The organism is Mogibacterium pumilum, assembly GCF_002243385.1.
GTDB classification, from domain to species: Bacteria; Bacillota; Clostridia; order Peptostreptococcales; family Anaerovoracaceae; genus Mogibacterium; species Mogibacterium pumilum.
Genome location: NZ_CP016199.1, coordinates 1,107,810 through 1,121,234, shown reverse-complemented (window position 1 = coordinate 1,121,234; position 13,425 = coordinate 1,107,810). Strand labels below are relative to the sequence as shown.

The window sequence follows — 13,425 nt, the reverse complement described above, 5'->3', positions numbered from 1 at the left end:
AGGTATTAGTGTAGAATCAAGTCCATACATCAGGGTCAAGGTTAGCAGCTCTAAGTACATTCGGATGAATTACACCACCAGGCATAACCTCAATCCAGCCGTTCTGATTGCATACTCTGCAGCCCTTACCACCGCAAACTAGGCATTCCATATCGATTTCATATCCTGGCTCAGTGAACGGAAAGAAGCCCTCACGCATACGCACATTGATCTTTCTTCCGAATACCTTTTCAAGGATAGTCTCTATCATTACTTTACCTGATGCGAAAGATAGATCCTTATCTACAATAAGAGCCTCATATTGGAAGAATGCTCTCTCATGTCTAGCATCGGTATTCTCATTTCTGTATACACGACCTGGATATACAAATCTAGTAGGTGCTCCAACTTCAAGCAGACGTCTAACAGATGCACCAGTAAGATGAGGTCTAAGACAGAGTCTTTCAGTACCGCTCTTATCCTCTGTACCCTCAATCCAGTATGTGTCCATCATCTGTCTAGCAGGATGATCTGCCGGGAAATTCAAGTTATCAAAAGCATACTTCTCGCTGCTGATGTCATTCTCGCTAAATATCTCAAAGCCCAAGGAGAGAAAGGCGTCGTTGAGATCATAGCACATCTGAGTAATTGGATGAAGCGCACCACTCTTGATTGGTGTACCAGGTAAAGTGAGGTCAATTTTCTCATCGACAGCTGACTTAGAAGCAACTAGCTGTTCCTCCCTCTCACTAATCTTTTCTGCAAAGAAATTCTTAATCTCATTTGCCTTCATCCCAACAGATTTTCTCATCTCAGGTTCTAGCTTTCCCAGATTCTTAAGTACATCAGTCAGTGCACCCTTCTTACCTGTAAGCTCTCTACGAACATCCTGTAGTGTTTCGACAGTTTCGGCATTTGCAATGCTCAAAAGTCCTTTTTCACGGATTTCTTCTAATCTGTTATGCATAACTTAAGCCCTCCTTGTAAGCATGCTATCTTATAAATATACCCAAACATTCTATCATTTTTTGTTGTTTTATTCAACAATACCAGCGGCTGATTTCGCATTAAATTAAGTATTTTCAATAGAAAAGGACATGCGCATAAGCACATGTCCTAAATTCTTATGATTGCTCTTAATCTATTTCTTAAAACAGAATTCCGCCAAACTGCACGAATACAGGTGCAAATACAAGTGAAACAATTGTCATCAGCTTGATAAGGATGTTTATTGATGGCCCAGAAGTATCCTTGAACGGGTCACCTACTGTATCACCAACAACTGTAGCCTTATGAGTATCGCTTCCCTTTCCACCGTATGCTCCGCTTTCAACATACTTCTTAGCATTATCCCAAGCACCACCAGCATTAGACATCATGATAGCTAGCAGAACACCAGATGCAAGTGATCCAGCAAGCATTCCACCAAGAGCCTCAGTGCCTAGTAGCAGACCAATAACGAGAGGTGCTACGATAGCAAGTAGGCCAGGAGCAATCATCTCGTGAAGAGCAGCACCTGTTGAGATGTGTACGCATCTAGCATAGTCAGGTTTAGCATTTCCTTCCATGATTCCCTTATTCTCACGGAACTGACGTCTTACCTCTTCGATCATCTCGTTAGCAGCTTTTCCTACAGAGTTCATAGTCATAGCCGAGAATAGGAATGGAAGCATAGCTCCGATAAATAGTCCAACGATTACTAGCGGATCAAGCAAGCTGATCTGGCTTAGCTTAGCAGAAACAGCAAATGATGCAAATAGCGCAAGTGCTGTAAGTGCAGCAGATCCGATAGCGAATCCTTTTCCGATAGCAGCAGTTGTGTTACCTACAGAGTCAAGAGTATCTGTAATCTCTCTTACGCTTTCTGGTAGCTCTGACATCTCTGCGATACCGCCAGCATTATCAGAAACTGGACCGTAAGCGTCTACAGCAACTGTCATACCTGTTGTAGATAGCATACCTACAGCAGCAAGAGCGATACCGTATAATCCTGCAAACTTGTATGCAACGATGATACCAACTGAAATAAATACGATTGGCCATAGTGTTGAGCTCATTCCAACACCAAATCCGCTGATAATTGTAGTTGCAGAACCAGTCTGTGACTGTTCAGCAATCTTCTTTACAAATCTGTAAGAATCTGAAGTATATACCTCAGTAATAGCTCCTATTATAACACCTACTAGTAGACCTGCGATAATCGCATATGCATATGTCAAAGATCCAAGAAGCTTGTTGCTTAGCATGAGAGATCCGATTATTACAATCGCACTGCTCACATATGTACCAACGTTAAGCGACTTAGCAGGGTTAACATTTGCACTCCCTCTTACACACATTACACCAATAACAGATGCAACGATACCAACTGCAGCAATTAGCAGTGGGAATATCGCAGCAGTTGCCTCAGTAAATGTTCCAGTTGCACCAGAAGCATCAACAGCAACAGCAGCAAGAGTAACAGCAGAGATGACAGAACCAACGTATGACTCAAATAGGTCAGAACCCATTCCAGCAACATCACCTACGTTATCTCCTACATTGTCAGCAATAACAGCTGGGTTTCTAGGGTCATCCTCTGGAATACCTGCCTCAACCTTACCTACAAGGTCAGCGCCAACGTCAGCAGCCTTAGTATAAATACCACCGCCTACACGTCCGAATAGGGCCATTGAAGAAGCTCCTAAACCGAAGCTAGTGATACACTGCATGATTGATGCAAGGTCGAGAGTAACAACCACAATTCCTAGACCTAAAAGACCTAGACCAGCAACGCAAAGTCCCATTACCGCACCACTTCTGAATGCAATCTTAAGAGCCTTTGGCATACCAGACTCCATAGCAGCGTTTGCAGTTCTTACGTTACCCTTTGTAGCAACGTTCATACCGAAGAACCCTGCAAGTACGGATAGAAGAGCTCCACAAACATAGAGGATTGCTGATGTCCAATTGATTGCAAATCCGATAAGTACAAATAGAGCAACGATTACGATAATCATCGTCTTGTACTCCCTCTTTAGGAATGCAAACGCACCCTCTCTGATGTAGCCGGATATTTCCTTCATTCTGTCAGTACCTTCCGGCGCCTTGCCTACCCAAGAAGCAAGTGCGAAAGCTACAAGCAGACCGATTAGAGCCGCAGCAGGAACCATCCACTTAATCGCCATAATAAACCTCCTTGAAACATGAAAACAATATTCTCAAATTCCTTAAAATATAAAATAAATATATTAAAGATATACAGAGGCATTTCTTTTTACCTCTGTATATCAACATAAACAATTTAATAATTTACTGTATTTCAAAATAAATACTAGTTGAAAATTGCTACGATGACTAATGCAACAACGATATAAATAGCTGATACAACTATCGTAATCTTAGCGAGAATTGCATCATAACCGTTGCTCTTCTTCTTTCCAAAAAGCTGTTCTGCACCTCCAGCGATTGAGCCTGAAAGCCCATCACTCTTACTGGACTGCAGAAGAACGCTTAGTATAAGAATCACACTTGTCACGAGTAAAACAACCATAAGTGCGGTGTGCATAATCTCCTCCACATAAATTCTAATTAATAACCTCTTTTTAAACTACATTAGTTTAACATGCAGAGTATACAAAGTCAACATATTGAAATCCCTCTACCGCTTGAAATTCTATACAATCAGTACTTTAAGATATACGATTTACCAAATAAAATCGAGACCCTATTTTATAAATAAGGCCCCTATTTCATTAATAGTATAAAGTTGAACTATCTATAACCTACACATACTGCGCAAGTAGCGTTTTAAGGGCTGAAGCACTGCTCGAGTGAACCCACGCAACCTCAACATTTTTACGCTTCGCCTCTGCAACAGCAGTGTTCATCATCTTATGCGACACCGTGTTAGTAAACATCACTAGTAAATCTGGACAGCCCATCTTCTTGCCTACATTGCCACGTTCTTTAGTGAATACCTTGGCTTTGCATCCGTGTTTTTTGCAAATCTCCTTATATTGACACTCCATACACTCATTTCCGCCTACTATGACAATACTCATGATCCATCCTCCCAATTATGCACAAACAGTTAACTTTGCGATATCACCGTTTTGCTTAAACCTCTTCATATAAATCCTCTCACAGCGTTTGTATTTTGCAAAAAGATTCTTGGCGTACTCGACATCCCCGTATACTTTCCACTGACCGCAAACCTTGCAGTTATTTCCACAATGATTGATAAAACCAGCAACATCATCTACAGGATATCCAAGAAATATACCTACTTCATGCGGGAAGCTACCACACATCGAAATTCTATTTCTCAGCCGGTGTAGAGCCTTTGCCATATTACAGTTTTGATATCCGAAATCATGCATCAGTTCCATAACACAGCATTCCGTCAAACGTTTTTTTAGCATCTCTGGTCTAAATACATAGAGTAGTGCTCTCCTACCATTATCCTGTAGAACAACTACATTTACACCTCTTCGGTTGAGTGTTCTATTGATGGTGCAAAGTTCTTCTTTAAAGACTTCTTGTGAAGCGTAGGTGTATCCAAACATGCTACCAATCTTAATCCTAGCTAAAGTAGGTGCACAAAACTGAATGATCTTGTCCTCTAACATTCCTTACCCCTAAAACAATTATGCTGATTGTGAATACCTTTTATCATTGCTTTGCGTACGATCTGACACGCTAGTTAAATATATCTAACTTTCTTACCGTAAAAAAGACTCTTGAGTTAGAGTCTTTTAACTACTGATAAAATACCATATTATTTGTATTTAAGTCAAGACATAATAAATATATTTCTATTAATTTCTACAAAATTAAACCTTAATGAATATACAAAATCTATAGTGTTCTTTAGGTTCTATATATTGCATACATTTCGACTATCTCAGCATATCTTTTGCATCTCTCATTTGATTATCAAACTGCTCTCTCATTAAGCAATCTATTAAGATGCTTTTCGGCAATACTCCTTGCTCTATACATTTCATTTTTAGCTAATTCCTCTTTAATTAGATCAAAACAGCTTATAGCATTTTTCTTATTCTTTGTTTCTATCTTATCTATAAATCTTATTAACTTTATGTTAAACGGTGTCATTGTCGTGTCTGGATAAAATAATATTCCTATACTGCCATAGTCTGTCCTATTCCTCACTGAATAAATAAGTTCAGGCTCAATCAGATATCTTTCAGCACCAATGAGCATTTGGCGATTATTCTCATTAATCATGATGAGCGTTAGCACTAGCTGTAGCTTATCGATTTCTGTAAGCTCGCGATATACTAGGCGCTGCTTATTTTTTTTATTATATGAAAATATATAAGTGTCATTCTCACATATAATTGTCATATCTAGAAATGCTTTTGCATAATGATTACACAGAATCTCACATATATATCTTGGCATCTTGTAGTCAGTAATACTTTGCCTAATGTCTTTCTTCACTTAACTAACCTCCACACTTTGAACACGGTGTATATCCGCGTCTCTCTGCAATTTTCCTTGTTATCTCCACGTAATTTCTCTCCATAACCCTACAACCTGCCATATGGTAGCATTCACCTTCAACAGGATAGTAATACACATGAGCACCAAGCTTCGCCCTTTTACTCTTGCACACTGGACATGGATCATATTCTTTTCTAAGTCCCGGGGTTAACGTAGTTGATGTTACTTTAGAATGTATATATGTGCATCCTTGATTATGATACTTCTCTCCATGTTTCGGAAAAATAAAGACAGCCTTATCACCCTCCCCTGTAAGATCATCAACAGTCATGTGGGTGTTATCTCTCACACGCCCAACATATGCACGTGTTATTGTTTTAAGTCTGTATTTTGCCTCTGTCTTAAAGCCAATTGGATTTTTAGTATTTAATCTCATGTCTGCATCAATATATATGATTTCATCTATTCCCAGAAGCGGCTTTCTATACGCTGTTGAATTCATTATAAGTCCATCAACCTGAGAATGATTTGAGCTTAATTCCTTATTAATTTGATAAGGAACTAATTTATGGATATTGATTTTTGAAGCAAGCGCTGCCGATCTTCTTAAATAATTAGCTGATATATAGTTTGCGTCCTCAATGCAGCTATAAGCCGAAATAATAGAACTCATCACCATAATAGCAATCATGAAAATCGGCAGAATCAATGTTGCCTCAACGATATAACTTCCCCTTTTATTATTGATTTCTTTACTTGTATGAATCATTAACTTCATATGATTTACCATTTATTTTTAAATTGAATCTTACCCCACAGTTATATTCATCGAAGTTAAAATCATCATAGTATCGATACTTCATGTTAATCTGAATTAGATCCATGATTCTCCGTGTTCTAAGGTCTTTAGGGGTTGTTTGCATCATAAGTAAGAGATATTCTTCGTAGTTTTGCCCGTTCATCTTCTCAACAAAGCTTTCAGTCTTACTCATTTCCTTCAGTTGCTCAGAATTTTCGTTCATTATTATTCTAGATTCCTCATCTATCTTTTCACTGAACTTTTCATCTCCAAGTACGCTTTCTAGTGATACCTTCCACTCACCTTTCTTTTTTATAAAAGGAACTCGTTTGTTATCTAGTAATGCTTTCACATCTTCATGAGCTTCAAGAGCAGCCCAACTTTCCATTATTATGCCTTGAACTACTATTGCACCTGGACCTGGAGATATTACTTCTGACACAGCTGCAATTAACTCCATCTTTTCAGGATCTTTAGATAATGCGGTTAAATTAAGTGTATTTCTAATCAAAAAAATATTCCTTTTACAGCTCTCAAAGTTTTTACTATCGTCTAAATTTCCTATGACAATATACTCGTACTCATTAGCAAAAAAAGTCTCTTTATCGCTACAAGTCTTAAGGTGGCTATTGAAATTATTGACTACAAATGCCATTTCAGAGACTTTCCCGAAAGCTTTTGAACTTAATTTTTCAGACGCATTATCATTACTTAGCATTGAAGATATTCCTTTTATGTTGGAATTGTTCTTTTTACCTTTCGATGGCAGAGTTTCTATAACGTATTTGTTTCCAATTATCCTTTTCCCATATGCACTCTTGTCTGCTGACTCAACACTCGTACTTTCAGATTCATCTACAGAACTATTTATATTATTAGCGTTACTACGAACAGTTCGATTGTTACCACCAAGTACCGACTTTGCACTTTCATACAGAAGTGATTCTCGCATACTTTTGCGAAAATTTTCTAATTCCGACATACGGTACTGATCTAAGTTTGCACTTGGTGTTCCAACACTAACTCGAAGTTTATCTTCAAAAGAGTATTTTGAATACGCATTTAGTCTCTTTACTACATCTATATCATTGCCGTGAAATGCCATTATTCCGTAATCACTCAACAGATACTTGTCATATTCCGAAAGAACAGCTTTGCCCCAAAGTTTACCGTTAACCTCTGCCCAGCTCTGAACAGTTCGGCTTCTAGCTATACCAATTGCAATTATTATCATTGATATCAAAGCCAGGAATACGAACGATAGAATAACAATCGTCGATCCGCTTTTACTCTTGAACAACTGTTTCAACGGTCTCACCAACTCTCACAAACTTATCTTCACACACTGCAAATCCTTTTACCTCTATCGTTTTTCTAATCAGCCCTTCCGCGAGACCTAAATTAACATAGTTAATATCTCTAGAATCATTTATGGTCTTAACCACGGGAGAGCTGGTGCTATCCCATTTTGACAACATCTTGCGGTGCATATTAGTCTGAGTAATAAGGCATTCTAAATAAAAGGTACAAAGACGAATTAATAGCATTATTACAAGTATCACGATTGGCAGAACGATGCTCGCTTCTACCATCTGTTCACCACGCTTATTAGAAAAGAGGTTCCCTAAAATCTTTGCATAAGTTTTAGAATTTACTCGCATTAAGGGCTTTGAAAGTTTTGTTTACAAAAGATGTAATTTCTGTTTTGAAGATAATTCCGAGTGCAATAGCAATAGCTATCAGAATAGCTACCTGAACAAGCTCCATTCCGGCTTTAGATTTAAATAGTTTTTTAATATTTTTCATTTCTTTCCTTGTATGATTAGCTCATAGGCTAAATCATACTCTCCTTTCCATTTTTATTGTCTGTGTCATAATACATTCAGATACTGTGAACTTTTTATTTTCTTTCTGTAGCATTGACTATTTAATTGGAGTGTATTGACGCTACATTATCTGAAAAATTTATTAGTTGTATGTTGCCGAAGGCTTTGCTTTCCGAGTACTTATATCGATCAAGTTTACGAGGATAATCGTAAGGTTGACCTGACAGTATCTAATCTTTATAAAAGGAGGCGTTTTCAATGATTTATGTTGGCATTGATATCGCCAAGCTTAATCACTATGCCTCTGGCACAGAAGTCCATCGGCGCTGCCGACAGATCTCTATCCATTCAGATTACTCAATCTACCGCCCAGATCGAGCTACTGGATAGTCAAATCTCTGGCAAGCTCGTACGTGTCATCTACAAGATGCTTAAGGACGATGTGGAATTTAACTTAGATTAGATTCCGTTTACCTATACATTGTCTACTCCTTACATTTCAATCACCTCCTTACTATTATCGTGCAATTCATTACATAGCCATCATCGCGGGTGCCATAGTTATAACAATTAATAAAACTAGTAAAAGACCTAACGGATAAGTCATTTTAGTATCTATCAGTTTTCCTTGCTCCTTTGCAATTACTTTTCTAATGTCCCACAGAAAGGTGCTCTCACGTTCTAGTTTATCCTGAATATTACTTCCTCTTTTCTCATTCTCACGCAGTACAGTTGATATTCGCATGAGCTCCTTTACAGAATACTTCTGTGCCAACTCAGAAAACAATAATGGAATACTTCTATTAGTTAGTTCTGCTGACTCAGTCATCGCAATTATATTACGCTCTAATTCACCTTGAGCACCCTCCTGTATCATCGAGTATCCGTAACAAATCTTATGAAAAGCATCACTTAGAATAACGCCTGAGTTCATCATTAGTAAAAGCTGATTTGTGAACCTTGGTAGAGCTTTAAGAATCTGTTTACGCTCATCTACCTCAGCCTTCCGAAGCTTGTCGTGCTTATTCATTATCACTGCTAAGCAAATTAGCACGTATAACATTGGAATTATCATCCAATCCTTATTAGACGTTTTATTTTTACTCCAGGTAACACTGCTTCCATCATCTAGCTTTGATGGTAATACGAGTTTTTTACTACGCGATTCTTCGAGCTTGCTTACTGCAATTCCCAAACTTGCACTCATCTCTGCTTTAATATCGCGTGATGAATCATAGGCTTCTTTGTCGTTATTTTCATATATATTTTTTCTTAGTCTTACATCTTGCGATATGCTCTTATTGTCTCGCTGCACATTGGCAATCAAATCATACTGTGCAAAGTTATCAGTACCTCGCTGCACTATCCCAACTACATTTCCTTTGTCATCTATGATGTACTTCCCACTCATACATGGTTTAATGAGAATAATTACCAAGAAGATTAATGCGATAATTGAAATTTGAACTAGTTGTTTCTTAAGTTCGCTATCAAATATTTCTTTAAAATCAATTTTCACTCATACCTCACCTACCTATATATCAACATCCGTGATTTTCTGCATAACCGAATATATAAATAAATCAGCTGCAACAACCAGAGTCATGATGATTCGTCCAGAATAGCTCTCGTAAAGTGGTGCAATATATTCTGGAGAAAAAAGATTTAGGAATAGTATTACAACAAACGGCATCACAAAAAGAATAATACTCTCATTCTTTTTTCTATTCGCCATAGCTCTAATCTCATTCTCTATTGTCATTTTATCTATTATTACACTTGCAGCTTTATTTAATGCATCTACAAGACTAGCACCTGTCGTCTTACATGTTGAATAAATAATCGTAAAATCAACTACATCCTCTGAACCAGAGCGCTTAGCAAAATCATTTAAAACAGTCACATCTTCTTCATTGCCAATACTCATACGCTTGTGCATATTCTTTAATTCCTTGCTCAAAAGAGCATTTTCACCATATATCCCAACTATTCCAGGTATAGCTTCACCAATTGCATCACGCATTCCTCTACCTGCACCAATTGATGTCGATAAAATAAATAGAAAATCCTTAAACTGCTCAGCAAGTGCACGTTTCCTCCTGCATAGCATGAATTTCACGTAAATATTTTTTATCTTGAGATAGAATAATAAAAGCACCAAACTGAATAGTATGTTGTGATATAGCAGAATAGATAAAACCATGCCGGTAACAAATGTAGCAACAAATATTAACTGTTTTTCTCTTTTATCCATAGCATACTCATCATATTTAACTTCAGAATTTGCAGAGTGTTCATCTTTAGCATAAGACCCATCTTCATTATCTAATTCATGGTGATTATTTATAGCAAGCTTTGTAACAGTCCTAGAAGACTCTTCACCAAGTAAAAAACCATTTCTCAAATCTATTACACACCTTCCTCAAATCCGTTTTGCACTAGTTTTCCACGATTTATCAGTTTATTACCTGTATCTATTAGCCTCCCTTCAGAATCAGTAGAATAAATATAATTGAGTTTATAATCTTCACCATCGAAGCCTACCATTTCTGCAACTTCAATAAGACGTCTTTTCCCGTCACTATCTCTACGCAAATGAACGAATATATCTATAGCATTTGCAATTTGGCTTTTAATCGAATAAATTGGGATTTGGGTGTCCATGAGATACATAGTTTCAAGTCGATTTAACATTCCTTTTATAGAATTACCATGTCCAGTAGACATGCTGCCATCATGACCAGTTGACATTGCCTGTATCATATCAATAACTTCCCGTCCTCTAACTTCTCCAACAATAATTCTATCTGGCCGCATCCTGAGGCTAGTCTTAATCAGCATCTCCATACTCACTCTGCCTTTTCCAACTGAATTAGCATTTCGACATTCCATATGAACTATATTGTCAATCTGACTAACCTTGAGTTCAGCTGAATCTTCAATAATGATTACTCGCTCGTTTGAGTTGATTGATGAAGATAAAGCATTTAAAAATGTTGTTTTCCCTGACGATGTTCCACCACTAATAAAAACATTGTATTTAGCAGTAACAAGTTTGGAGAGAAACTCGGAACACTCCCTAGGCATAGTACCGTTTTTAACAAGATCATCAAGCGTAATATCATCATTTGCAAATTTTCTGATTGTTAATATTGGTCCATTTAGAGCAACATTCTTTAAAACCCCATTTACTCTGTATCCATTCTCAAGTCGTGCGTCCACGATAGGATTAGCTTCATTAATCTCACGGTGAACATCTGATGCAAACATTCTAATTAACCCTTCTAACTCCTCATCTGAATAAAATGCATTATCTACCTCTATAATTTGCTTATTCTTCTCTACGAAAATATGATACGCTCCATTTGCCATAATCTCGTTAATATGTATGTCCTCAAGATAGTTAGATAAAATACTATATTTACTTGAAACTCTGAGGAAAATTGCTTTAATTAGCTCAGCAATATCACAATATTCAATTACAGAAATATACTCACTTGCAAAAACTGTATTTTCAACGAGTTCAAGAAGTTGCTGATCAGTTAAATCATCTTCGACATGAGAAATTATACTTTTTAAGCTATTTGTAATTGATTCAATAACTTTCGAATGTCTTTTAACAACTTCTTTCATAAAATATTTAAAGTCCTTCTTATAAATAATCTGTAAAACTATATGGAGTATTCCAACATTAGGTAACTATTAAAAATTACGATTTAATAACAACGTCAATCAGCTCATTAATAGATATTTCAAGCTTACTTCCATCACTGTCTGGATTAATATAAATCGAATTAAAAAGATCTAACTCTGACATTAAACTTGAAGACGACGAACGATCTACATGATTACGGCTAAGTACAATAACTTTGTTCATTTCTTGCAGTAAATTGATATTGCGTTTATTAAGACAACGGCCAATATCAAAACAAATAACATCAAAAAAACGTTCAGATATGTAATGGATAAGCATATCAAAAGATGTATCATCCATAGCTGCAATTGGATTGAGCACTAGAGAACTTTTAAAGTGATAAAATCCAAGAGAATCTATAGAAAAAAATGAGTCAATTGGAATATCCACCTGTTTGTTAATCATATAAATTAGCTTTTTAAAAATGTAAGTATCATTGTAGCTACTGTAATCTACTCCATAGCTCGAAGATATAAACTGAAGTGGAAATACAAGTACATTTAAACCATGTTTATAAACCACCTGTTTTGCAAACTGCAGAACAAAATCTGAATAATACACATCACTATCAAACACAAAGCCAACTTTATAATTATTTGAAACCCTTAATGTGTTCCCGCCAAAATGAGAAAAGCCACATAACTTGATTTTAGATATTAAGTCATCGAAATTTTGGAACTTAAATAATCTAAATGGACCAGTAGTCAAATTTTCATCATCTTGAGTAGACGAGAGAAAACAAATAGAGTTGCTATTAATAGAGGGATATTGATGAGATAAAATGTCAATTGCAATATCAGTAATTAAAAGTTCATCTTCATAAAGAAAACCGTCAAAGGTTAAGTCAATAAGAAGGTTTTTATCAATCTTACTAGACATCTCAATAAAGGACGTAAGATACTCTTTATCACTTAACAAAATACGAAATCTCATCAATCACCTCTAAAAAAGTAAAAATTGGAGTGGTTAGGAATTTGTAATATCCCTACAACGAGATAATAACATGTAACAAATTCCCCTTCAGCACACCTTTATACAGATGAATGTCGTAAAAAATAATGAAAGTTTAGTATATGAATAATAGAAGGCTAATGACAGAAAAGTTTCACACTCTCATGAAATTAAAATTGCCTTAAGTAAAAACTTAAGAAATAATGAATACCTTAAAACAAAAAATTTTAAAAAAGACCTGCAGTAGTTACTACAGGTCTTAATTGGTGCGCTTGGAGGGACTCGAACCCCCACGGTCGCCCGCCAGAACCTAAATCTGGTGCGTCTGCCAGTTCCGCCACAAGCGCATATTTAATTGGTGGTGACCCCACCGGGAATCGAACCCGGGTTACCGCCGTGAAAGGGCGATGTCTTAACCGCTTGACCATGGGGCCTTATAAAAAAACCGGCGACGTCCTAATTTCCCAGGCAGCTTCCCACCAAGTATCTTCAGCGCTAAAGAGCTTAACTTCTGTGTTCGGGATGGGAACAGGTGTAACCTCTCTGCTATTGTCACCGGATTTTGTAAATCGCTCTCGCAATCTACTCATATGTTGTAGTAAGATGTGTCTCCATCATCTTCCACGCTTTTGAGAGTTGTACCCTCAAAATTGAATAACCACCTTGTGCTTTAAACCATTTGGTCAAGTGTTCGACCTATTAGTATCAGTCAGCTGAATACGTTACCG

At 36.9% G+C, this 13,425-nt stretch carries 15 protein-coding genes, 2 tRNA genes and 1 rRNA gene; 1 reads left to right on the top strand and 17 read right to left on the bottom strand.

The features are described 5' to 3' along the window. Window positions 1-16: 16 nt before the first annotated feature. The 10 genes from AXF17_RS05395 to AXF17_RS05350 all read right to left on the bottom strand — a co-directional run bounded on the left by AXF17_RS05395 (window position 17) and on the right by AXF17_RS05350 (window position 8,032). Entirely contained in the window at window positions 17-946 is a 930-nt protein-coding gene (locus AXF17_RS05395) for a phenylalanine--tRNA ligase subunit alpha (RefSeq protein WP_237049007.1), read from the bottom strand. Between the two features lie 181 nt (window positions 947-1,127). Next, entirely contained in the window at window positions 1,128-3,146 is a 2,019-nt protein-coding gene (locus AXF17_RS05390) for a sodium-translocating pyrophosphatase (RefSeq protein ID WP_094234140.1), read from the bottom strand. A 146-nt stretch (window positions 3,147-3,292) separates the two neighbouring features. Next, window positions 3,293-3,526 (bottom strand): preprotein translocase subunit SecG, encoded by a 234-nt coding sequence (secG, locus tag AXF17_RS05385; protein WP_094234139.1) that lies wholly within the window; start codon window positions 3,524-3,526, stop codon window positions 3,293-3,295. Between the two features lie 217 nt (window positions 3,527-3,743). Continuing rightward, a complete protein-coding gene (locus AXF17_RS05380; RefSeq protein WP_094234138.1) occupies window positions 3,744-4,022 on the bottom strand; it encodes a DUF2325 domain-containing protein in 279 nt (92 codons plus the stop codon). A gap of 15 nt (window positions 4,023-4,037) precedes the next feature. Further along, window positions 4,038-4,589 carry a DUF3793 family protein gene (locus AXF17_RS05375; RefSeq protein ID WP_094234137.1) on the bottom strand — a complete coding sequence of 184 codons (552 nt, stop codon included), beginning with the start codon at window positions 4,587-4,589 and terminating at the stop codon, window positions 4,038-4,040. A gap of 307 nt (window positions 4,590-4,896) precedes the next feature. Further along, window positions 4,897-5,424, bottom strand: coding sequence for a hypothetical protein (locus AXF17_RS05370; RefSeq protein ID WP_094234136.1), 528 nt, complete (start codon window positions 5,422-5,424; stop codon window positions 4,897-4,899). 4 nt (window positions 5,425-5,428) lie between these two features. After that, window positions 5,429-6,205 (bottom strand): hypothetical protein, encoded by a 777-nt coding sequence (locus AXF17_RS05365; RefSeq protein WP_157682579.1) that lies wholly within the window; start codon window positions 6,203-6,205, stop codon window positions 5,429-5,431. Next, a complete protein-coding gene (locus AXF17_RS05360) occupies window positions 6,180-7,535 on the bottom strand; it encodes a DUF5702 domain-containing protein (protein WP_094234134.1) in 1,356 nt (451 codons plus the stop codon). The genes AXF17_RS05365 and AXF17_RS05360 overlap by 26 nt, the downstream gene beginning before the upstream one ends. Then, on the bottom strand, window positions 7,513-7,818 hold the full coding sequence (locus AXF17_RS09190; RefSeq protein ID WP_169711324.1) for a hypothetical protein: 306 nt from the start codon (window positions 7,816-7,818) through the stop codon (window positions 7,513-7,515). Before AXF17_RS09190 ends, AXF17_RS05360 begins: the two co-directional genes overlap by 23 nt. 52 nt (window positions 7,819-7,870) lie before the next feature. After that, window positions 7,871-8,032, bottom strand: a complete 162-nt coding sequence (locus tag AXF17_RS05350) for a Flp1 family type IVb pilin (RefSeq protein ID WP_094234132.1) — start codon at window positions 8,030-8,032, stop codon at window positions 7,871-7,873. Window positions 8,033-8,317: 285 nt separating this feature from the next. Here AXF17_RS05350 and AXF17_RS05345 point away from each other — a divergent pair, with 285 nt between their 5' ends. Continuing rightward, complete coding sequence (locus AXF17_RS05345) at window positions 8,318-8,515, top strand: hypothetical protein (protein ID WP_094234131.1); 198 nt, start codon at window positions 8,318-8,320, stop codon at window positions 8,513-8,515. Window positions 8,516-8,584: 69 nt separating this feature from the next. On the opposite strand, the gene AXF17_RS05340 is transcribed toward AXF17_RS05345, so the two are convergent. From AXF17_RS05340 to rrf, 7 genes are all read right to left on the bottom strand, one after another. Next, window positions 8,585-9,571, bottom strand: coding sequence for a type II secretion system F family protein (locus tag AXF17_RS05340; protein WP_094234130.1), 987 nt, complete (start codon window positions 9,569-9,571; stop codon window positions 8,585-8,587). Window positions 9,572-9,586: 15 nt separating this feature from the next. After that, window positions 9,587-10,456: a type II secretion system F family protein gene (locus AXF17_RS05335; protein WP_094234129.1), complete on the bottom strand. Its 870-nt coding sequence runs from the start codon at window positions 10,454-10,456 to the stop codon at window positions 9,587-9,589. Between the two features lie 5 nt (window positions 10,457-10,461). Then, complete coding sequence (locus AXF17_RS05330; RefSeq protein WP_094234128.1) at window positions 10,462-11,685, bottom strand: CpaF family protein; 1,224 nt, start codon at window positions 11,683-11,685, stop codon at window positions 10,462-10,464. 76 nt (window positions 11,686-11,761) lie between these two features. After that, window positions 11,762-12,679, bottom strand: coding sequence for a hypothetical protein (locus AXF17_RS05325; RefSeq protein WP_094234127.1), 918 nt, complete (start codon window positions 12,677-12,679; stop codon window positions 11,762-11,764). A gap of 282 nt (window positions 12,680-12,961) precedes the next feature. Then, window positions 12,962-13,044: transfer RNA gene (locus tag AXF17_RS05320), tRNA-Leu, on the bottom strand. 12 nt (window positions 13,045-13,056) lie between these two features. After that, window positions 13,057-13,131: transfer RNA gene (locus AXF17_RS05315), tRNA-Glu, on the bottom strand. Window positions 13,132-13,140: 9 nt separating this feature from the next. Continuing rightward, window positions 13,141-13,257, bottom strand: a 5S ribosomal RNA gene (gene rrf, locus AXF17_RS05310). Window positions 13,258-13,425 lie beyond the last annotated feature (168 nt).